At 46.1% G+C, this 22,194-nt stretch carries 21 protein-coding genes; 7 read left to right on the forward strand and 14 right to left on the reverse strand.

The window, feature by feature from the left end; translation table 11 throughout:
- Position 1: 1 nt before the first annotated feature.
- The gene (locus H5647_RS15795) at positions 2 to 1,345 is read right to left on the reverse strand and encodes a Na(+)-translocating NADH-quinone reductase subunit A (RefSeq protein ID WP_045859905.1); all 1,344 of its coding nucleotides are present in this window, start codon (positions 1,343 to 1,345) and stop codon (positions 2 to 4) included.
- 494 nt (positions 1,346 to 1,839) lie between these two features.
- Between H5647_RS15795 and mfd the strand changes: the two genes are divergently transcribed.
- Together mfd and H5647_RS15805 are read left to right on the forward strand one after the other, a co-directional pair.
- Positions 1,840 to 5,316, forward strand: coding sequence for a transcription-repair coupling factor (gene mfd / locus H5647_RS15800; protein ID WP_045859907.1), 3,477 nt, complete (start codon positions 1,840 to 1,842; stop codon positions 5,314 to 5,316).
- Positions 5,316 to 6,458 (forward strand): CsiV family protein, encoded by a 1,143-nt coding sequence (locus H5647_RS15805; protein WP_045859909.1) that lies wholly within the window; start codon positions 5,316 to 5,318, stop codon positions 6,456 to 6,458. Before mfd ends, H5647_RS15805 begins: the two co-directional genes overlap by 1 nt.
- Before the next feature lie 192 nt (positions 6,459 to 6,650).
- Here the strand turns inward: H5647_RS15805 and H5647_RS15810 are convergent, their stop codons facing one another.
- From H5647_RS15810 to H5647_RS15835, 6 genes are all read right to left on the reverse strand, one after another.
- Positions 6,651 to 6,863 (reverse strand): cold-shock protein, encoded by a 213-nt coding sequence (locus H5647_RS15810; RefSeq protein WP_045859911.1) that lies wholly within the window; start codon positions 6,861 to 6,863, stop codon positions 6,651 to 6,653.
- A 222-nt stretch (positions 6,864 to 7,085) separates the two neighbouring features.
- On the reverse strand, positions 7,086 to 7,856 hold the full coding sequence (locus H5647_RS15815) for an S-methyl-5'-thioinosine phosphorylase (RefSeq protein ID WP_045859913.1): 771 nt from the start codon (positions 7,854 to 7,856) through the stop codon (positions 7,086 to 7,088).
- Positions 7,857 to 7,863: 7 nt separating this feature from the next.
- Positions 7,864 to 8,415: a phosphoribosyltransferase family protein gene (locus H5647_RS15820; protein ID WP_045859914.1), complete on the reverse strand. Its 552-nt coding sequence runs from the start codon at positions 8,413 to 8,415 to the stop codon at positions 7,864 to 7,866.
- Positions 8,416 to 8,485: 70 nt separating this feature from the next.
- Positions 8,486 to 9,610, reverse strand: coding sequence for a mechanosensitive ion channel family protein (locus H5647_RS15825; protein ID WP_082087193.1), 1,125 nt, complete (start codon positions 9,608 to 9,610; stop codon positions 8,486 to 8,488).
- Positions 9,611 to 9,630: 20 nt separating this feature from the next.
- Positions 9,631 to 10,650, reverse strand: coding sequence for a beta-N-acetylhexosaminidase (gene nagZ / locus H5647_RS15830; RefSeq protein ID WP_045859915.1), 1,020 nt, complete (start codon positions 10,648 to 10,650; stop codon positions 9,631 to 9,633).
- Positions 10,647 to 11,285 (reverse strand): TetR/AcrR family transcriptional regulator, encoded by a 639-nt coding sequence (locus tag H5647_RS15835; RefSeq protein ID WP_045859916.1) that lies wholly within the window; start codon positions 11,283 to 11,285, stop codon positions 10,647 to 10,649. Before H5647_RS15835 ends, nagZ begins: the two co-directional genes overlap by 4 nt.
- 321 nt (positions 11,286 to 11,606) lie before the next feature.
- On the opposite strand from H5647_RS15835, the gene H5647_RS15840 reads away from it, so the two are divergent.
- On the forward strand, positions 11,607 to 11,927 hold the full coding sequence (locus H5647_RS15840) for a DUF6763 family protein (protein WP_045859918.1): 321 nt from the start codon (positions 11,607 to 11,609) through the stop codon (positions 11,925 to 11,927).
- Between the two features lie 39 nt (positions 11,928 to 11,966).
- Here the strand turns inward: H5647_RS15840 and H5647_RS15845 are convergent, their stop codons facing one another.
- Together H5647_RS15845 and H5647_RS15850 are read right to left on the reverse strand one after the other, a co-directional pair.
- A complete protein-coding gene (locus H5647_RS15845) occupies positions 11,967 to 12,383 on the reverse strand; it encodes a hypothetical protein (protein ID WP_045859920.1) in 417 nt (138 codons plus the stop codon).
- Positions 12,384 to 12,392: 9 nt separating this feature from the next.
- On the reverse strand, positions 12,393 to 12,653 hold the full coding sequence (locus H5647_RS15850; RefSeq protein WP_045859922.1) for a hypothetical protein: 261 nt from the start codon (positions 12,651 to 12,653) through the stop codon (positions 12,393 to 12,395).
- Positions 12,654 to 12,906: 253 nt separating this feature from the next.
- Here H5647_RS15850 and lexA point away from each other — a divergent pair, with 253 nt between their 5' ends.
- Both lexA and H5647_RS15860 read left to right on the forward strand, forming a co-directional pair.
- Positions 12,907 to 13,509 (forward strand): transcriptional repressor LexA, encoded by a 603-nt coding sequence (gene lexA / locus H5647_RS15855; RefSeq protein WP_045859924.1) that lies wholly within the window; start codon positions 12,907 to 12,909, stop codon positions 13,507 to 13,509.
- A 25-nt stretch (positions 13,510 to 13,534) separates the two neighbouring features.
- Positions 13,535 to 13,963 (forward strand): cell division inhibitor SulA, encoded by a 429-nt coding sequence (locus H5647_RS15860; protein ID WP_052692111.1) that lies wholly within the window; start codon positions 13,535 to 13,537, stop codon positions 13,961 to 13,963.
- A 187-nt stretch (positions 13,964 to 14,150) separates the two neighbouring features.
- On the opposite strand, the gene H5647_RS15865 is transcribed toward H5647_RS15860, so the two are convergent.
- The 3 genes from H5647_RS15865 to topA form a co-directional block, all read right to left on the reverse strand.
- On the reverse strand, positions 14,151 to 14,408 hold the full coding sequence (locus tag H5647_RS15865) for a hypothetical protein (RefSeq protein WP_045861467.1): 258 nt from the start codon (positions 14,406 to 14,408) through the stop codon (positions 14,151 to 14,153).
- 141 nt (positions 14,409 to 14,549) lie between these two features.
- Positions 14,550 to 15,044 carry a DUF6586 family protein gene (locus H5647_RS15870; protein ID WP_045859926.1) on the reverse strand — a complete coding sequence of 165 codons (495 nt, stop codon included), beginning with the start codon at positions 15,042 to 15,044 and terminating at the stop codon, positions 14,550 to 14,552.
- A 7-nt stretch (positions 15,045 to 15,051) separates the two neighbouring features.
- Positions 15,052 to 17,784: a type I DNA topoisomerase gene (topA, locus tag H5647_RS15875; RefSeq protein WP_045859928.1), complete on the reverse strand. Its 2,733-nt coding sequence runs from the start codon at positions 17,782 to 17,784 to the stop codon at positions 15,052 to 15,054.
- 460 nt (positions 17,785 to 18,244) lie between these two features.
- On the opposite strand from topA, the gene H5647_RS15880 reads away from it, so the two are divergent.
- Positions 18,245 to 19,000, forward strand: coding sequence for a hypothetical protein (locus H5647_RS15880; RefSeq protein ID WP_045859930.1), 756 nt, complete (start codon positions 18,245 to 18,247; stop codon positions 18,998 to 19,000).
- Between the two features lie 13 nt (positions 19,001 to 19,013).
- Here H5647_RS15880 and H5647_RS15885 read toward each other — a convergent pair whose 3' ends face one another.
- The gene (locus H5647_RS15885; protein WP_045859932.1) at positions 19,014 to 19,532 is read right to left on the reverse strand and encodes a hypothetical protein; all 519 of its coding nucleotides are present in this window, start codon (positions 19,530 to 19,532) and stop codon (positions 19,014 to 19,016) included.
- Positions 19,533 to 19,658: 126 nt separating this feature from the next.
- Between H5647_RS15885 and H5647_RS15890 the strand changes: the two genes are divergently transcribed.
- The gene (locus H5647_RS15890) at positions 19,659 to 20,096 is read left to right on the forward strand and encodes a universal stress protein (RefSeq protein ID WP_045859934.1); all 438 of its coding nucleotides are present in this window, start codon (positions 19,659 to 19,661) and stop codon (positions 20,094 to 20,096) included.
- 15 nt (positions 20,097 to 20,111) lie between these two features.
- Here the strand turns inward: H5647_RS15890 and H5647_RS15895 are convergent, their stop codons facing one another.
- On the reverse strand, positions 20,112 to 22,013 hold the full coding sequence (locus H5647_RS15895) for an ATP-binding cassette domain-containing protein (RefSeq protein ID WP_045859936.1): 1,902 nt from the start codon (positions 22,011 to 22,013) through the stop codon (positions 20,112 to 20,114).
- Positions 22,014 to 22,194 lie beyond the last annotated feature (181 nt).

The raw sequence follows: 22,194 nt of genomic DNA on the forward strand, positions 1-22,194 counted from the left end.
ATTAACCCTCCTTCTCGATACGCGTAAGGTTATCGCGAAGAATTGGGCCGTATTCATATTTGCCCGAGCAAATAAACGTACACAAAGCCAAATCCTCTTCATCCAACTCCAAACAACCTAGTTTTTGAGCCATTTCAGTGTCACCCACAATTATTGAACGCAATAAATGCGTTGGCAAAATATCCAACGGCATAACACGTTCGTAGGCACCAGTGGGCACCATTGCACGCTCACTTCCATTAGCGGAGGTTGTAAAATTGAATTTCTTACCTTTAAGCAGGTTTGAGATATAAATAGGTAACGCAGAAAAACGGTTAATGCCCGGCACCATAAAGTGAATAAAGGGGCGCTCACGGCCCTCCAGTAAAACACTCACCTGGTTATGATAGCGACCAAGGAAAGCTGATGGGCCATAAGCCTTACGCCCACCAAAAACAGACCCGGATATAGTCCGATTTTCACCAACTTTCACTTGCCCTGCTAACAATTCTTCCAGATTTGCACCTAAACGCGTACGAACCATTCGAGGATCGTCAATTTGAGGGCCAGCAATAGAGATCACGCGTTCGACGTTTAATTGGCCAGTTGTAAATAGATCGCCAATAGCCATCACGTCTTGATAGCCAACAGACCACGCTACTTTTGTTGCGCTCACCGGTGCAAGAAAGTGCATGTGCGTTCCTACGTTACCCGCAGGGTGAACGCCACCGAAGGCCTGATATTCGACACTATCAATTGCCACCTGAGGGATTGGGGCGCCTTCCCCATGAGCGACAAACAACTTGCCCTCTGTGAGACATGACAACACCGCTAAGCCATTTTTAAAGCTTTCTGGACGCTCGTTTATGATGATAGTAGGGTCAGCGGCCAAAGGATTTGTATCCATTGCGCTCACAAATACGGATGAGGGCGCCGTTTCAATAGCCGGAACCTTGCTGAACGGGCGGGTACGAATTGACGTCCACAAACCTGATTCAACTAAGTTATCCACCACCTTGCTGCGTTCCAACGACGCCAGCTGGGCAGCGGGGTACTGTGCGAACACCTCCCCTTCGTCACCATCAACATCGATGACAACCGATTGCATTACACGCTGGTTTCCGCGATTTATCGCGGCCACCGTACCCGATGCCGGCGAGGTATAACGCACGCCTTCGGTTTTTTTATCAGTAAACAGGAGTTGCCCTTTTTTAACCCTATCGCCCGCTTGAACGGCCATCGTTGGCTTCATACCGTGGTAATCAAAGCCTACAACAGCAACAGAACGAATCGACGGGCCATCTTCTATGGATTGCCGGGGAGCCCCGGTGATAGGTAAATCCAATCCTCGACGGATCTTGATCATACGTCTTTGCCTAAAGTTTAAGATTTAGATGAGTGTGTTTTAAAAATCTTGTTGCCGCCGGCAAAGTGCCCTTGCTCTTGCCAGCAGTATAAATTTGATTACTTACATGCCAACTACCGTCAAAACCACTAGATAACGTGTGTAATGAAGCGCGAACCTATTCGCAATGACATTCCAATTTAGAATAGATCAAATTGGCGGACTTTTTAGTCATGGGCGGCCTCATTGCTCAAATAAGCATCAGCGCCGTAGCACCCCATAAAAAATCGCGCCAATTATATGTTTGGGCGCCCTCTATGACCAGCTAAACCCTGAAAAAAACCCAATTAACGTATTGTTTTATCGGGAATATTTTGCGTTTGAGCAAAACAATGGGAGACAGTGGCTACGCAATCACCCTTCGTCGAAAAATTAATCATCAACTATTTGCACCTAAGCCCGTGCTTTCATTAAAATCCCGCTCCTAACTCCCTCTTTCTGAGTAACAGGCTGTAATGACCCTATCAAACCCGCTCTCTCCAATTGTGCCCTCTAAAGCCGCCGACAAACGCGCCTGGGGGAACCTATGCGGCACTAGCGGCAGCGCTTTCGCCATGGTGCAAGCGCTTATAGATACCCAGAAAAACATGCTGGTTATTGCACCCGATATGGGGACAGCCGAAATATACAGGCGTGATATCGCGCAATTTCTAAAGGGCCGCGATGAACAATGTCGCGTTATGCTCTTCAACGACTGGGAAACACTCCCTTACGATAGCTTTTCACCTCACCAAGATATCATTTCCGAGCGCATGCGGTGCCTCTATCATATGCACGCACATGAACGTTGCGTCATTGTCGTTGCTGCTACAACGCTCATGCAGCGACTCCCCCCCGCCGATTTCATACTAACCAAAACACTGATTCTGAAAGTAGACGACACCCTAGACCGTGAAGCCTTTCGAGATCAGCTGGTCAATGCTGGCTACACACACGTCGACATGGTGTACCAACATGGTGAGTTTGCGGTGCGGGGCGCGCTAATAGACGTGTACCCCATGGGGAGTCGCGCCTGCTACCGCATAGAGCTGTTTGATAACGCTGTCGACTCTCTTCGCGAATTTGACCCTGAAACACAGCGCACCATCCAAAAAGTCGATCAAATTGAGCTCTTACCCGGCAAAGAGCTCCCGTTAGACAAAGCCGGTATCAATGGCTTCAAACGGCGTTGGCACGAAACCTTCGATGTCGACCATCAATCCTGCCCTGTTTATCAAGATGTTGCCGATGGCCTTTCCCCTGCAGGGATTGAGTATTATCTACCGCTATTTTTTGAAACAACATCGTCACTGTTTGACTACCTGCCCGACGCACGAGAAGACACCCTCATATTTGTGCACGAAGGCGTAAACGCCGCTATTGAGCACCACTGGAGAGACATTGAGCAACGTTACGCAAGCAGAACCGGCGACATCGAACGCCCCATCCTTCCTGCACACCTAGCGTTTCATCCGGTAGCCGACCTACACGCGTCGCTAAAGCAGTTTCCCCGCATTGTTTTACACACACAGAAAATAGCCGAGTCTACTGGTAATTCGAACTACAATTTTTCGCCCACACCCGCACTGGGAATTGACAATCGAGCGCAAAACCCCCTTCACTTACTCGAGAATTTTTTACTCGAGACTGAAAAGAGAGTTCTCTTTTGTGCCGAAACGTCTGGACGCAAAGAAATACTAAAAGAGCAATTACAAAAAATAGCCGTTTCGCCTGACGAGCCCGACGGCATTGCCGGCTTTTTAACCGGTAATAGCAGTATTGCGATTACCGTCGCTGATATCGATACCACCGTTAATATCAATGACCCCGCAATGATATTCATAGCGGAACAACAACTCTTCGGCAATCGTGTTTCACAAAAACGACGACGAACAAAGGCCACAGACGATGCCGACAACATTGTCAAAAACCTCACTGAACTTAAACTCAACGCACCCGTAGTGCATATAGAACATGGCGTTGGACGATACAAAGGGCTGCAAACCATCGAACACGATGGGCAGGCCGAAGAATTCTTGGTGCTCACCTATGCCAACGAAACCAAGCTATATGTACCGGTTGCCAACCTCCATCTTATTAGCCGTTATAGTGGCGCAGAAGAAAGCCACGCCCCTTTGCACAAACTTGGCAGTGAAACCTGGCAAAAAGCAAAACGCAAAGCCGCAGAGCAGGTGCGAGATGTTGCCGCAGAACTTCTTGATATTTACGCAAAACGCAAAGCCCGCCAAGGGTTTGCATACACCAACCCAAAAGACGCTTATCTACAATTCAGCACAGGCTTTCCGTTTGAAGAAACGCCAGACCAAGTAGCGGCCATTGCTGCTGTGCGCGACGATATGCTCTCGTCCCAACCAATGGACCGCCTTGTATGTGGTGACGTCGGTTTCGGCAAAACAGAAGTTGCTATGCGCGCAGCCTTTATCGCTGCACAAAACAGTAAGCAAGTGGCCGTACTGGTACCCACTACACTGCTCGCACAACAACATTACGAAAACTTCAAAGACCGTTTTGCCGATTGGCCGGTTAATATCGAAGTCATATCTCGCTTTAGAAGCACCAAAGAGCTTGAGGTCGTTCAGAAACAGCTGGAAACCGGCCAAGTCGATATCGTTATTGGCACCCACAAACTTATTCAGGGGAACCTTAAATACGCCAATCTAGGCCTATTGATTATTGATGAAGAACATCGCTTCGGAGTTCGTCAAAAAGAAGCTTTAAAAGCGCTGCGAACAGAAGTCGACATCCTCACTCTTACCGCAACACCTATCCCTCGCACACTCAATATGGCGATGTCGGGAATTCGAGACCTCTCAATTATTGCTACACCTCCAGCAAAACGACTGTCGGTAAAAACCTTTATTCGCGAATCCGACGAGAACTTAGTAAAAGAGGCGGTTCTGCGTGAAATACTACGTGGCGGCCAAGTGTACTTCCTCCACAATGAAGTTAAATCCATAGAAAAACGTGCTGCTGAAGTTCAAGCGCTCATTCCAGAGGCACGAATAGGTATTGGTCACGGCCAGATGAGAGAAAGAGAACTTGAGGGAGTAATGTCGGACTTCTACCACAAGCGCTTCAACGTTCTTATTTGTACCACAATCATCGAAACCGGTATTGATGTACCCACGGCCAACACCATTATTATCGAGCGAGCCGACAAATTTGGCCTCGCCCAACTCCATCAACTTCGAGGGCGAGTGGGCCGCTCACACCACCAAGCCTACGCCTACCTTTTAACGCCCCACAAAAAGGCCATGACCGCAGACGCCCATAAACGACTTGAAGCAATTGCCGAAGCCCAAGATCTAGGTGCTGGCTTTATGCTCGCTTCCCACGACCTTGAAATACGTGGCGCCGGCGAACTTCTAGGTGACGACCAGAGCGGGCAAATGCAAGCTATCGGCTTTTCACTTTATATGGACATGCTCGACAGAGCTGTAGCAGCCATCCAAGAAGGCAAAGAGATTGATCTAGAGCAGCCTGAAGACAGCAATATCGAGATTAATTTGCGTATACCAGCCCTGATTCCCGACGACTACTTGCCCGATGTGCACACCCGCCTAACACTTTACAAACGTGTAGCGCTTGTGAAAAACGAGCAAGATTTGAATGAATTACAGATTGAGATGATCGATCGATTCGGGCTACTACCCGACGCCGTTAAAAATCTTATGCGGCAAACCCGTGTTCGATTCGAAGCAGAAAGCCTAGGCATTACCAAAGTTGAAGCGAGCAAAACCGGCGGCAGAGTGGAATTTGCGAGCAAAACGAGCGTAGATCCCCTCACAATTGTTAAACTCGTACAAAAACAACCCCAACACTACCGACTTGAAGGGGCAAACCATTTAAAATTCAGTTTCGATATGGAAAATGCCGATCAACGCTTGAAGCAAGTCAGCCAAGTACTGCAACTACTCAAACAGGCCAGCTAATGATTCTTACCTCTAAAACAGCGCAACCGCTTTTCCACCCATTTTATTGTGGGCGCATTTTTCGGTCTTTACTTTTGTGTGCAGCCACTCAATTTTCGCCCCATGCCACAGCGCAAACCCCTTCAGCGCAAGACAATAGCGTTATCAACAATTACGAAAACTGGTACCAAATTGAATTAGTCATTTTCAAACGCGCTGAGCAGAATACCGCCGACAAAGAAATATGGCCCAAAAATATTGCCTTAGGCTACCCAGCCAACCTACAACACCTCATCGACCCTACAATAGCGCTACTCGACCTAGATAACGCCGCATTAGCACCCACGACAGAAGAGCAGCACCCCAATGCCGACGAAACCTTGCTCGAGCTGGAGGAGGCGTTGCCTACGCAAGCGCTTGCTTTTGAGGATGATGCGCCAACAGCAGAGAATGACACCCCAGAAAACGCAATGATTAAGGAGGGTGACTACAGCGCAGAGATTGCACCCTTTGAGCTACTCGAACAACATGCCTACATTCTCGAAAATATCGCCTATCCGCTGCAAGCCGAAAATGGGCTCTCCATATTGTTCCACCAAAGTTGGAGGCAACCAATTAACGCAGAAGAAAGCGCGCCGGCTATTGTTATTAATGGCGGGGAACAGTTTGGCGAACACCACGAACTCGAAGGCACAGTGACCTTTAGCCGCAGCCGTTACCTGCACATAAAAAGTGACCTTTGGCTTACACAATTTACCGCCAACTACGGGCAAGAAAGTGAACACTGGCCAGAGCTTCCATCAATTCCAAAACGAATCACAACGGACCCCCTCGACATTACACTAACGCTCGATGCTCCTACAGGAATTGCACCACCCAATATCACCGGCGGCCTAATTGGCGGCATGAGCAATACTGATTTTTCGTTAGACCTTAACGCTGGCACAATTTTAGATTCAGATTCACGAATGACGGCGCTACTCAACGATTTTTCAAACTTAACCGATCAACCTTTTCTCGTGCAGAAAATAGCGACATTTAATCAAAAACGTAGAATGCGTAGCGGTGAATTACATCTTATCGACCACCCTAAACTAGGCGTTCTTGTAGTCGTTCAACCCTTTACGCCGGAGATGCTCGAAAACGAAAGTATCGAGCCATAGAATGACACACCCAATAATACGATGAACGCTTAGCGATAAACTTATTGTAAGAAACACAACAATTTATCGCTAGCGATTCAAACGAACAACAGCTAAATACAAAAACCTAGCCAACGAACACTATTAAACGGCTAGTATAAAAAGTTTTAATATTTAATTTTCGCCTGAACAGCATTGCAGCGATACCACTAATTAGATGCAGGCAACATCTTCTGCCTGCAATCCTTTATCACCTTTTTGAAGTTCAAATTCCACCTTCTGACCTTCGCTTAGTGAGCGGTAACCTTCTCCTCGAATATTGCGATAGTGCACAAAAATATCTTCAGATTCTTCACCGCGAGTAATAAAGCCGTAGCCCCGTGCATTATTGAACCACTTGACAGTGCCGAGTTCTCTATCAGCCATGTCTACACCTCTTGTGTCTATTGTTATTATGTTTAGTTGTTTCTTTTGAATTACGCCTATCTATTTATTGAAGAAAGAAAACCCAAATTGATTTAACTTTTTTCGAATGATTCAACGCCACCAAAACCCATACAAGCGTTTGAGTTAGCATTCAGTAGTAATTATCACTCGAACCAATAAACTAAAGCGTGAATAGACATTAAGACAAAATCATTTTAATGTCTAGGGTAATATCAGTGTATCCACTAAGACATCTTGAACTTTTGTGAGTTGTGCCGCTAACACGTCCTTTATTCCTTCAATGTTTAGAGGCGCCACATCGGTTCCATCGCCAACGTCTTTACCATATTGAAGCCCGGCACCCCAATTGGTCACCACACAAATCGACATATAACTTATTGCTTTTTCTCTTGCCAATGCTGCTTCGGGCATTAATGTCATGCCAACCAAGTCGCAACCATCAGCCTTTAGTTTTCGAATTTCGGCTGACGTTTCTAATCTCGGGCCTTGCGTGCAACCGTATACACCGCCGTTCCATGCCGGCAAGGTATCGACCAATCTACTAAAACATTTTTCACGCAACGGGCTTTCTAGAGGCCGTGTAAAATCAATATGGCTTAGCGCCCCTGAAAACTCATCAAAATAAGTATGCTCCCTTCCCCACGAGTAATCGATTATTTGATCAGGCAATACGATTGAGGCGGGCGGCATCTCAAATGTCACACTACCTACCGCGTTAATGGCAACAATATGCTCAACACCTAACTGTGAAAGCACATCAATATTGGCGCGATAATTAACTTTGTGCGGCGGTACAGCGTGAGAATCGCCGTGTCGTGCAATAAAATAAACTTTACTACGGCCGCCACCAAGCGTCCCACCCAAAACACTAACGGGCTCTAAACTGTAGCGTGAGCGAATCCGTTGTCGTTGCGCGTTCTCTAAATGCGGAAAAGAATAAAAACCAGACCCACCAATTACTGCAATCGTCATATTGAGTTTACTTTTCGTCTAAGACATATATACCAGGTGCGTTACGGTACAACCCAGCGCTATCCATACCCAATCCAACAACAAATTCATCGGGCACTTGTAGTGCAAAAAAATCGGGGCATTCCAGCACCTCGGCTCTCTGCTTCTTTGGTGGTAGCTGCTTCCACGCTAAAACACTGGTTATTACATGTTCAGCGCCCTGTGAAAGGCACCAAGCTTTCACCATTGCGAGAGTAATACCTTCATCATAAATATCATCTAGCAAAAGCACTTCGCTTCCAGACAAATCTACACCAGGGTACGAATGCCACTGCAAGTCAGCACCGGTCGTCTTTTGGCGATACCGCGACACGCAGATACTATCAAGCAACAAAGGGAAGTTTAAATGGGGCAATAGCAAACCACTAAAAACCATTCCGCCATTTAATAAAGACAAAACAATAACCGGCTTTTTACCATTACTAGAGGAGGAGCGATAATGGCGATTTAACTTGTCGGACAAGCCGACGATCGCTTGCTGCGATTCATCGAACGAAAACAATTTTTTAGCATTTTTCATAGAGATTTTTTATCTACAGAAATTTTTACATTACGGATTAACCTCGGCCTTAACCGACAGACGATCGTTGTTAACTGTCAGGCGACTCAGGCGCCGACGCCACCTTAACAGCTTCTGGAATATGCAGCGTAGACGTAGGGAAAGCACACTCAGCACCATGAGATTCTATTATATGAATAATTTTCAATAAAATATCTTGCTTGACCTCATGAAAGTAAACCCAATTAGTTGTTTTTGTAAAACAATAAACAAAGAAATCTAGAGAGTAAGCAGCAAAGGCATTAAAATTTACAATAAGCGTTGCATCGGGATCAATTTCATCATGATTGGCGAGCATATTCTTCACTTCGGTGACGATCAGCTCCATTTTATTGGCATCATCATAACGAACACCAATGGTTTCATAAATTCGACGGTGGGACATTCGAGAAGGGTTTTCCACTGAAATTTGCGTGAATGTCGCATTGGGGACATACAGTGGACGCTTATCAAAGGTACGGATTCGAGTTAACCTCCACCCAATATCCTCAACCGTACCCTCTATATTTTTATCCGGAGAACGCACCCAATCTCCAACGGTAAACGGCCTATCCAGATACACCATAAGACCGCCAAAAAAATTCGCCAGTAAATCCTTTGCCGCAAAACCAACAGCAATACCACCAATACCACCAAAAGCCAAAACGCCCGATACGCTATAGCCTAACGACTGCAAGGCTACTAGCACGGACGTAATAATTACGGATATACGTAGCAACTTACCCATCGCCATAGCCGTGGTTTTATCCATCGGTTTATGGCTATAGTCAGGATTCATCAGGTTTATTTCTGCGCGCCTAATAAACCCAGTAAGAAACCAGGCGATAACAATAACCGCACCCAATTGACGAAGATTATCAACCGACCCCAATAAAAGAGAGGCCGATTGCTCTCCAGCCATATCCGCTGCAGTCAAAATACCAAAGCCCCATACAAACCATTTAGCGGGCCGCTGCAATGAAGATACTAGCGCATCGTCCCAAGCCGACTTAGTTTTAAGTGCTTTTATTTCTATTTTCTTTAAAAATCGACTGGTGAGTGCCGCTACGGATAATGTCAGTAGCACAACCGTAAACATGTCGACAATCCAAAGATACTCAGGCCCTATCCCCTCAACATAAATTGTGGAATAAATTTTTTTCAATTTTTCTATCATGTCTTCCATCGTTAAATCACTCAAATCGAGCTAAGTAAACTTACCGCTGAGCGCCATCGTTCGCTCTTCTGGAGCAGCCCCCATGTTAAGGTTTTTCTCGCTTTCATTTTTTCAAGGTTTGATTGAAGTACGCTCGGAAATAGCGCACGCAAAGCATCCACAACCTCCAATGCGCCACTCCGACTATTACATACTAAAACCGAATCACATCCCGCCTGCAACGCTTTGATCGCCCGTTGAGAATAACTCCCTGCCCCAACAGCCCCTTCCATAGTCAAATCGTCACTGAATATAACACCGTCATACCCCAACGTTCCGCGTAGGTAAGTTTTAAGCCACCAAGGTGAAAAGCCTACAGGCTCACCATCAATTGAGGGAAACTGAATATGTGCAGGCATTACACCATCCAAAGACTGCGTGAGATCCGCAAAGGGCTTCAGATCACGCGACTCCAATTCATCTAACGTCCTAGCGTCAACAGGTAGTTCTAGATGGCTATCGGCTTTTATCCCGCCGTGCCCAGGAAAATGTTTTCCAGTTGTCGCCATACCCGCTTCGTGCATTCCAGCCATAAAAGACTGCGCAAGCACGCCAACAATAGTGGGGTCTGGATGAAAACTTCTATCACCAATAATATCGCTCACACAATCGTCAACATCTAAGACGGGTGCAAAGCTAATATCGATATCGGAAGCCAATACTTCGGCCGCTAACAACCAACCCATTTCTTTCGCCACCAACAAGCCCTGTACATGATCAGAACTGTAGAGATTGCCGAGAGACTGCATAGGCGGAATAAGAGAGAAGCCTTCTTTAAAGCGTTGCACGCGCCCACCCTCATGATCTACAGCAAGAAGGAGCTTAGCATTACTATTGCGAATATCAGCTACCAATCGAGCCAGCTGTTCTTTATGTTCGAAATTGCGGCTAAACAAAATAACACCTCCCACCCAAGGGTCGGCGAGTAGCTTTTTATCAGCAAGCGACAAAGATGTGCCCGCAACATCAATAACAACGGGACCAAGATAAGAATGTATCATGATGGGTTTTTTAAAATCGCGGTTAAGGACGGTACCATTAGGTTCATTACGTCTTCGAGCTCACTATCTTGAGCATATTCACTGTTCAATATTGAACGAAGAGAATCGTAGCTAGACAAGGTAAACGCCATAGCCCCCAACATAAAATAGAGACGCCAATAAAAAACCACAGGTGTGAGTTCCGGCAGCGCCTTTTGCACTAATGCTGAAAAACGGCCATATGTCTTACCGTAGTTTGCAACCAAGTGGTGGCGCAAATGCTCTTGTGATTGCGTATACGCCAAGCTTAACAATCGCATTATTCTCTGCACACTTACCCCAGTAGCCGCCGGTGTTTTTAAAACGGCGGCCGAAACACACCCTAAAACTGTCTCAATATCGAGCTCCACACCGGCCGACACTTTATCTAAGGCGGCGTCCATTTCAGATTCCAAAATAGTACAAAACGGACCTAAAAACCCGGAAAACACCGCTTGAATCAATTCTTTCTTAGAGCCAAAATGATAGTTAACTGCGGCCAAATTAACGTCTGCCATTCCCGTGATCGTACGCAAAGACGTTTCCGCAAAACCACGCTCAGCAAATAAAACACCAGCTGAATGCAATATTTTTTCTACCGTATCTCCCTGAGCCATAAACCACCTCTATTTATTTATTTTTTTAATGGGTTAAAGCTGTGTACGCAGCGGTTTCAATAGTATTTACCCAAACCACGGTTTTCAGCCAAAGTTTTATAGACTTTTTCTATATTTATGAACCGTCGACTATAACAAAGGGGTTTATAAATCATCATTTATACCCCCCTAGAACCTCTAAAAGTCAGTGCAAATCATAACGTTACAGTGCTTTTACGATAATACGCCTAACAACTGAATATTTCATCCTTGCATTACCCAAAGATAGTGCGAAGCAACAGAAGAAGTGGTAGCGTAAAGTGGTAACGTTGGAGGTTGGTTATGGCAAAGATATTCCCAGTAATCGGTGTCTGGTATCAAGACACGTCAAGCAAGCAACTTTTTGAAATTGTCGCATTAGATGAAGATAATAGCGCCATCGAGATTCAATACGAAGACGGTGATATCGACGAATTTGAACTGGACACTTGGGGGCAATTAAATCTAGTGGTTGCGGCCGCCCCTGAAGACGCTAACGCAGGTTATGGTGCATCATATGCTGAACCGTGGGAAGACAATCCAAACTCTATTAATAGCGGTTATGGCAACCCACTCGAAACGATAGAACCAGAGCCTTTTCTCGGCTTCGACGACAGCCTATAAACATTGAAATAGGCCACAATTAGCACATCACGTTTTAGATTATTCTTTCAGGCAGGCATCCGCTCTACTGTTTAACTGTTTCTTTTGTCTTATTCCCGCGAAAGGGTCATTATCCCGTAGCGGATTTTCCGAAAAATTTTCGCATGCGGCACCCAAAACGGCTTCTTCCTCTGCATCACGTAACCGCTTGCCGGACTTATTTTTACGTAATATTGCGGGCGGGAAGTTTATAACGTAATAAACAAACGTGCCAATGGCCATAGCAGCCCACTTTACGATGTAAGCAAACCCTAAAGCATTTTCCGTTTGGCTCGCCAGCGAATACTCCACATAATCATCATGAATAAGAGCAATAACAAAATACATAAGAAAAAGGAGTACCGTCGACACTATAAGTGTCTTATAACGCCGCCACACCACGCTAAAGACAATAGATTTTGTTAAAAACTTAAACATAGGGTCACCTTAAGACCAAAACGACAAACCCAAAGCGGCAAGTAACATAAGAATACCCTTATCCTTAAATTCCGCACGTAGCTTATCTTCCTCTTCTTTAACAATAACTTCGAGCACCTCTTCAGCGTAGTCTTCTGGCTGTTTGCCATGCAAGTAAATACGTGTTCGTGCCCGCTCGATCGCTTTTTCTCTAATACGGCTATCCACACGCTCCTTCATTCGACAGTACTGACGCCGCATCCCAGCTCCTTTAAATAGAGTATCAAGCATTCACATTCTCCCGTTCTTTACCCCGCCGACCACTTAAACCTAGACCAACAGTTCCAGCTGCAAGTTTAACAGAGCAATACAGAACAACGAACGGTAACTTACGAAAGCAAGGCACTCTATCTCTTTTAGGCCTTACCACGAAAAGCTTGCGCACACACAAACACTGTATATAATACCAAGTACTGTATATTAAAACAGACTGAAATCACTCAGCTTAACCACCAAGCTGCGCCCATTAGACTGGAGACAACGGATGATCAAACTCACGGCAAGGCAACAGCAAATTTTAGATCTAATTAAGGATCACATTCAAGATACAGGCTACCCACCTACACGAGCTGAAATAGCAGAAATACTAGGGTTCAAATCGGCGAACGCCGCGGAAGAACACCTAAAGGCACTAGCCCGAAAAGGCGCCATTGAAATGATCGCCGGCGCATCACGTGGAATCCGCCTTCCCGAAACGCAAACCGGTATCCCCCTCGTTGGCCGCGTAGCCGCTGGCAGCCCCATCTTGGCAGAAGAGCATATAGAAGATTATTGCGATGTCCCCCAAAGCTTTTTTAGTCCTCAAGCTGATTTCCTGCTAACCGTTCACGGAATGAGCATGAAAGACATCGGCATTTTTGATGGAGACTTATTAGCCGTCCACAAAACGGACCAAGTTCGAAATGGTGATATTGTCGTTGCTCGGATAGAAGATGAAGTAACGGTCAAACGATTTAAGCGTGAAAGAAATCGAGCAATTATCGAATTATGGCCAGAAAACCCGGACTTCGACGTTATTGAAGTCGACCTGAGAGATGAAAACTTTGCAATCGAGGGTTTAAGTGTAGGCGTTATTCGTCGCAGCTAATCCCTGTAAACCAGAGGACATTACCATGGCAAATTCAGCACAAAAAATAGCTTATAATCGAAGCTGTGCCAACTCATCGCCCGTCCACTCAAACTCGGCCAGTTTGACCGAGATTGTATTATCCGGATCAAACGGCATCCCTGACTACAACCTAGTGCTACCGATGCTTGCGCACCTAAGCCAGCAAAGCCAATCCAAATGGTTTACGTGGATAGCCCCGACGGGCATTAGCAAAGCACAACTTCAATCGTTCGGCTTTAATTTAAACAATGTGCGCATCATTCACCCTAAAAATGTTAGCGATATTTCTCGAGTATTCTGGGAAGCCCTGACCAACAATACAAGCAGCACTGTTATAGCAGAGGCTGGAAGCCTTACGGAGTCAGATTTTTATACGCTGGATACCGCCTGTAAAAATACTGGCTGCAAAGGGCTACTACTACGATTTCGTTAACGCCCGCGCAGATTTACAAGCTTGTTAGACTTAAACTCGAAGGGGTACAGGACAAAGATTTATAAGTAACATTGCGAGTATTGCCGCACACGCCTTATGGATATGAAGGTTACCCATAGATCATTAGGGCAACCTATTCTGCTGAGTTAAAAATACGTTTAGGTGGTTTACAGCCGAACTGAACACCTTAATGAAGCGTAAACTCTTCAACCTTTCCCTCTTCTCGGCTCTCTTGCTCTTGAGGGTTTGAACTGTCTTGAATATCACTTGCGGCTTCAAGGCCGGCTTCGATCATTGCTTTAGCAATATCAAACTTTGCTTCATTTAAAAAATAAAGTGATTCTTCCGAAAACTTTATTCGTACGAGAGGCTCACTTCCCTCTTCATCTTTTTGTAACGCAATTTCGCCATCCGCTAATTCAACTATCTCGTATAACATTGATATCTCTTTATCGGTACTGCTTTGAGTCATCAGGGCTACCCCCTACCTATTGACAACCTAATATGTGACTCAAAATTGTATCATTTTTTATGCCCGTATTTTCACTCACTCGGTTAAAAATCTACAATCACGCTAAAACGCCTGTCAAGACTCTATAGACAAACCGCGTTGATTATCGATGAAAGCTCTAAAAGCCTGAATAACCCGCTCAACATCCGCAACCGATAGTTCATCCCATTGTTGTGGAGCGGAGCCACTGGAAGCGATTACATTAACAGCGGACGCAGCAAAAGAACGGGTTACCGGTAGCGAGGAGCCTGCCGTATAGAGGTGGTTAATACTAAAATAAAGCTGCGATAACCACTGAGCAGTATCCGTAGCTAAAACCTGAAGTTCTTTTAGCCTAAAATCGTACGCACCCACATCGAGCCGTAGAAGCTCCTCAGCACCCTCTACGACAACACGCCCATTGGTAATTTCTGAGATATAAGCCTTTAACGCAAGATGCAATTGCAATAATGCCGCCTGCAAAAATGCTTGCTTCGCAAAACCGCTCTGACCCACCAACGCATTCAACTGCGTCCGGGCATAGAGCAGCTGCAAATCGACTTTCTTTTGAAATACTTCTGCAGCAGCCATCTTATGCTTAGCTTGTTGTTTTCTTTTTAGCAGGCGTTTTTTTAACCGCGACTTTCTTCTTCGCCGGAGCCTTCTTCGCCGGCGCTTTTTTAGCTGCGGCCCGCTTAGGAGCTGGTTTATCCGTTACAACCCATTTACTCCCCTCGTAAAAGGCCTTCCAGCCCGTTGCCTTACCATCGACTTCTGACTGAACATACTGTTCTTTGGTTTTGCGGCTATACCGAACAAGCGTATCAATACCGTCACTATCCTGTGCTGGAGCACTTAACAAAAAGTTATACTTGGGGTCGAGTACGGCTTTGTGCGGTAAAATTTCTTTAACTAGCGGGGCCCGTGTCTCGCGATTTTTAGGGAACTGGCTCGCAGCTAAAAACAAGCCGCTGGCACCATCACGCAGTACGTAATGGTCATCCACTTTATCGCAAATAAGCTCCGGCATATCGATAGGGTCCATTTTAGGCGGTGCAGCTTCGCCGCTGCGCAACAACTTACGGGTATTTTTACACTCGTCAGCGGTACACCCAAAATACTTACCAAACCGGCCAGATTTTAACTGCATATCTTGGCCGCACTTGTCGCACTCAATCAAAGGGCCATCATAGCCTTTAATTTTGAATACACCCTGTTCCACCTCGTACCCATCACAATCTGGATTTCGGCCACAAATATGTAACTTGCGCGTCTCATCCAGCAGGTAGCTATCCATTGCCGTGTTACACAATGAACAACGTCGTTTTTGACGCAACTGCTTTGATTCAGCTTCTTCGTCATCATCTACGTTGACAGCCTCTTCACCAGCCACCAAATTCATGGTGTTTTTACAGCGTTCCTTAGGTGGCAGGGCATAACCAGAACAACCCAAAAACACACCTGTACTGCCGGTACGAATTTGCATTTTACGGCCACAATTTCCACAGTCGATATCTGTTTCCACTGGCTCATTGCGACGCATACCTTCATCGATATTTTGCGCCTGCTCCAACTTCACCGTGAAGTCTTTGTAAAAATCATTTAAAAGCACAAGCCAATCTTTGTTGCCGTTGGCCACCTCATCCAAAGACTCTTCCATATTGGCTGTAAAGCTGTAGTTCATAAGATCGCTAAAGCTTTCAACCAACCTCTCGGTCACTATATCGCCCATTTTATTACTGTAAAATCGACGGTTTTCCACATGAACGTAGCCGCGATCTTGAATGGTAGAGATGATAGCCGCGTAGGTAGATGGGCGCCCAATGCCACGTTTTTCTAGCTCTTTAACCAAGCTGGCCTCGGTGTACCGCGCGGTTGGCTTAGTAAAGTGCTGAGTAGGCATAACGTCGTGTAAATTGAGGGCATCGCCTACTTTTACATCCGGTAAAATAGCATCCTCCTCTTTCTTCGCTATCGCTGGCATAACTTTGGTAAAGCCATCAAATCGAATCACTCGACCACGTGCCCGCAACTCATACTCTCCAGCCGTTACCACAATAGCGCTTGAGGTAAATTCAGCCGGTGTCATTTGGCAGGCGACAAACTGGTTCCAGATAAGCGTGTAAAGGCGCTCTGCGTCCCTCTCCATGTTTTTAAGATGGATAGGCAGACAAGATACGTCCGAGGGGCGAATCGCTTCGTGCGCCTCCTGAGCGCCGTCCTTGCTGGAATACTGATTTGCCTGTTCTGGCAGGTAGGCCTTGCCATATTGATCCAAAATGAATTCTCGGCAGGTTTCAACGGCCTCTTTACTGAGATTCGTCGAATCTGTACGCATATACGTGATGTAACCCGCTTCGTACAAACGCTGGGCCATCATCATAGTTTTCTTTACGCCAAAACCTAATCGTGTTGAGGCTGCTTGCTGTAGTGTCGAGGTTATAAAGGGCGCATTTGGCGTTGATTTGGTGGGTTTGTCTTCACGCTGAGTAACATTGAAGTTACCAGCACGCAAAGACGCATCAGCGGCCATTGCCTGTGTTTCATTGACGGGTTTGAACGCCGCACCTTGAAACTTTTTAACCTCGTACTTGGCCCGCTCGCCTTTTGCGGTATCTAATTGTGCCTTAACTTCCCAGTACTCTTCTGGAATAAACGCGCGAATCTCACCTTCGCGCTCACTGATCAAGCGCACGGCCACCGATTGAACACGGCCAGCAGAAAGCCCACGTGCAATCTTTTCCCACAACAGCGGCGACACCATATACCCAACAACACGATCGAGGAAACGGCGGGCTTGCTGTGCATTGACACGTGCGATATCCAAACGGCCAGGCTTTTTAAACGCCTCTTGGATAGCACTTTTTGTAATCTCATTAAAGACAACACGACGATAGCGGTTGCTGTCGCCACCAATGGATTCCCGCAGGTGCCAAGCAATGGCCTCCCCTTCGCGGTCGAGATCCGTCGCGAGATAGATTTCATCGGCGTCTTCCGCCAATTTCCGTAATTCCGCAACAACTTTCTCTTTTCCAGGAAGCGTTTCGTATTGCGCTTCCCAATTGTTATCGGGGTCAATCCCCATGCGTTTTATCAGTTGCTCTCGCGATTTTGATTTTTTATGTATGATCTTTTCTTCTGGCGACATTTTTCGCGTCAGAGCGGCTTGTTTCGCTCTGGCTTTTGGGTCTACCGGCGCCTTATTCGAACCACTTGTGGGTAGATCTCGAATATGACCAACACTCGACTTCACCACATATTGGTTGCCGAGATATTTGTTAATCGTTTTCGCCTTTGCAGGTGATTCCACAATTACCAGCGATTTCCCCATGAGAGCCTTCTACTTTTTATTCAATGAATTTGGATGTGGTACGCGCTTTTTCACCCCATTGGGGCAATCATGCTCGCATCCCTCTTTTTATACATTTCCGTAATACTGACGTTCAAATAGCCAATTTCTATCTAAGAAATTCGCCAACCCTACTGGTTTAATTTTATACACCAATACAAACTGAATTTACGAAGGTGCGCATATATAAGTCCTTGTTGTTATAACGTCAAGCGCGAATTATTTAGCCTATCGGTACTTTTTTAGGTCGACGACCACCAATTGCCACCAACCAACTAACATTAACAAAAGAACCTAACTATCTGATAATTAGCAATATAATGCCATACGAGACTGAAAGACTACAAACCCAATCATAGCCGTGAGGCGCCTGCGCCGCCAAATACTACTAAAATAAAATTTATTACCTATGTCTCATTTATGGCGCCCATACTCATACACAATGTCTAGCATTACCTTACTTGTCATCTTTATCATCATCGCCATGATTTCGTTAATTGTGGTTAGTGCCGTCAACGAGCGGCAGACCCGCTCGCGACTCATTGGCCGAAAACTAGTGCAAATGAAACGACGTGTTGATGATTTAGAAGAGATGGCCGTTACGCTTGATGGCCTTGTGGATTCACCCGAGATTGCTCGCCATGTGAACGAAGAGGTTATTGATTTAATTTCGGGAATGATACGACTTGACCCCGAAAGTCAAAGCCTATTCGTGATCAAAAATACGGCAGAGCAATTAGCTGAAGAGTTTAGAAACCCCAATAGGCCTAGGGAAATATACCGGTTACAGGAAAGTGATTCTGCCATCGCAAGAACCCTTTTTTTATTGAACGAGACTGGCCGTATTTTACGTAAGCGACAGGCTGCTGGAAAACTTGAGATGGCAGAAATGGAAGCGCTGATCAATGACCTTGCCTGGGCACATATGATGGTAGGTGTGGTCAGCAATATCGGGCATGGACACAAAGCACTTAACCGTGGAGACGTGCTTAAGGCCTACGCTTTTTATAAAAAAGCCCAACAAGTGGCAATGCAAACCAGCATTAGCGACGACCGACGTCACGAAATAATTAAAGAAATAGGCGAACTTATGACGAACCAACGAAAAGCCTTATCCGAAGAATACATGCCCGAAAACCACTACAACCCCAAACCCGATACAGAGTCCCTGCCCAGCAGTATGTTAAATAACACCTAGCCCGCTACACGTATCATTGAGCGTCCACTATTTGAGTAAGGCGATTTAAAAACTGATCGACATCGTTCAGGCATTTGTCCACAGACAACTCCCAACGAGGCTCTTTGTGCCAACAAGACTCAGTCCAATAAACGCCGACACTGTGCTCTGTCACCTCGACCACTCGAATAGACGCTGGCAGCGCCATCAACCACTGCTGTATAGGCTCGTGCAACACTTTCGGTGCTTGCCTTTCACAAAGCCAATCCCAACCTGTGGCGAAATTCAATTCGTGCTCAAGCGTTTGCCTTGCCAAAGACCACGTCGGTATTTTTTGAAGCCTTTTGTTCGTCTCTATAGCATGGCTATAGATGGCCAGTTGTCGCGGCTCCCCCGGTGCAGGGTTTTGACCTAAGCGTACCCTTAAACCCCGTTTAGCCGCCAATGTGCGCAGCCGCGCGAGACGCTTTTGGTATCGGCTGGGCTGCACCATCATAATGGGCCCTACAATCATTACCACAACTAAGCACAGCGCTATGAATGTTGGCAGCATATCCATTCCTTAAAACCATGGGTTGATGAAGGCTATTGTCCAGTAACAGCCGGTTCGGCGCTATACTCAAATCACATGAACCCACAGTGTTCACGGATAAATTAATCTATGACAGCCGGAGGTAATATGAACAGCACTAACCACTACAAACACATTCTTGTAGGGCTTGACCTTTCAAAAGACTGTGTTCACATTTTAAATAAAGCGGCACTCATTGCAGATCTATTTAAAGCCGATATTAGTGTTGCACACATTGTTGAACCTCTCGCATTTGCTTACGGCGGCGATGTGCCCATTGACCTCACTGAAGCGCAAAAGATAATGGAACAACAGGCCACAACCCGGCTAGCCAAAATTATCGATGAAGTGGACGTTAAAACACAGGCTCAGTATATTTGTATCGGCCAAACCTCGCACGAGATTCACCGCATTGCCGAAACACACAGCATGGACCTAATCGTTGTCGGCAGCCACGGCCGACATGGATTAGCCATACTGTTTGGCTCCATTACAAAAGGTGTCGTTCAAAATGCCTGCTGTGACGTCCTTGCGGTTAAAGTTTAAGGGGCCAGATAGAACTCACAAATCGTTCTGCAAACCCTCGAGTTCTTCCCAGCGCTCATATCGCTGTGCCAATGTCTTTTCTATGGCCGCAAGTGATTTCAGGGCCTCATCAACGGTAGATGGGTCTTGTTGATAGAAATCAGGCGCGGCCATTTTAGCTTGCACGGCTTCCACCTGCCCTTCAAGTTTTTCGAGTTCGGCAGGCAGTTTATCCAGCTCTCGCTGAAGCTTGTAACTCAGTTTTTTAGCGGGTGCGGCTTTCACTGCAGGCACTTTTTCAATAGCCTCCACGGAGTTTGCAGCCGGAAGGCCTGACTGCCCAGTCTGAGGCCAAACACCGCCTTGCCTTACCCAGTCATCATAGCCCCCCACATATTCCTTAACCGTGCCGTTCCCCTCAAAGGCGATACTACTGCTCACCACGTTGTTTAAGAACTGCCGATCGTGGCTCACGAGCAATAACGTACCCGTATATTCCACCAAGATATCTTCCAGCAACTCAAGTGTTTCAGCGTCGAGGTCGTTGGTTGGCTCATCCATCACTAAAAGGTTGCTGGGCTTACTGAATAGTTTGGCAAGCAGAATACGGTTCCTCTCCCCACCGGATAACGTTTTAATGGGCGTACGTGCCCGCTCTCCAGTAAATAAGAAATCTTGCAAGTACGACATAATGTGTCGAGGTTTACCGTTAATTTCAACGCTATCACGGCCTTCACTGATATTGTCCATCGCACTTTTTTCAGGGTCTAATTGGTCACGCATTTGATCAAAATAGGCAACACTGAGTTTTGTTCCCATTCGTACACTTCCATCTTTTGGCTCTATATCGCCCAAAATCAATTTCAGTAGTGTACTTTTTCCTATTCCGTTAGGGCCGATAAGGCCAATCTTATCGCCACGAATAATTGTGCTCGTGAAGTTTTTAATGATCGATTTATCTTCCCAGCCGAAACTAACATTTTTTAGCTCCGCCACTAGCTTGCCCGAGGCAACATCACCGCCGTGCTCCATACGAGCACTGGACAACTGCTCCCGTCTTTGGCCACGCTCATCACGCAATTTTTTTAACGCCCGTACGCGCCCCTCGTTTCGAGTTCGACGTGCTTTAATTCCTTGTCGTATCCATACTTCTTCTTGCGCGAGTTTTTTATCAAATAGCGCATTCTGTCGCTCTTCTGCGTCTAATTGCTGCTTTTTAAACTCCAAAAAGCCATCATAATCACCACGCCAAACACGTAATTCACCACGATCGAGTTCGCCAATACGATTGGCCACTGAACGCAAAAATGCGCGATCGTGGGTTATAAACACCAACGCTCCAGCAAAGTTTTGCAGTTGTTGTTCTAGCCATTGAATAGCAGCAATATCGAGGTGGTTCGTTGGCTCATCTAGCAACAAAATGTCAGGCTCAATTACCAACGCTTGCGCTAGTGCTACACGCCTTCGCCACCCACCCGATAGACTATTCATTTTTACATCGCCATCGAGTTCTAATTTGGTCAACACTTGTTGAATACGCGTTTGAACCCGCCACCCATCGGCTGCCTCAATTCGTTGCTGTACGCGTTCCATTTCGACTAGGTCAGCATCTACACCTTGATGAATCAAAACCTCATAGGCATTCAAATCGGCCCCTAACGCTGGCATGCCCGCAGCTACAAATTCATAGACCGATCGCCCATCCGCCGGTGGCAACTCTTGATCGAGTGTGGCAACGCGTATGCCATCCCCCAGCCATCGACTTCCAGAATCGACATCCACCGTACCCAGTATGTATTTAAGCAGTGTTGATTTGCCCACACCATTACGGCCAATAATGCAAAGGCGCTCGCCTGGGTCCAACTGCAACGAAAGTTCGTCAAACAATATTTGTTCGCCGTAGTGAAGATGGGTGTTTTCTAATTTGCAAAGCGACATGAATTTCTCGTAAATCGTTAATCGAATGTCAGAACATTTCGATTGGGGCACTGTCAAAGAACACCAATGTGGATAAATCATAAAAGATATTCCAAATTGGCAGTGGCGGTGGCGCATTTTATCGGTAACACTTGGTTAGATGCTATGTGAATACACTTATTTTCTGTTTAATTACTCGTTG

The organism is Teredinibacter purpureus (genome assembly GCF_014217335.1).
In the GTDB taxonomy this organism is placed as follows: Bacteria; Pseudomonadota; Gammaproteobacteria; order Pseudomonadales; family Cellvibrionaceae; genus Teredinibacter; species Teredinibacter purpureus.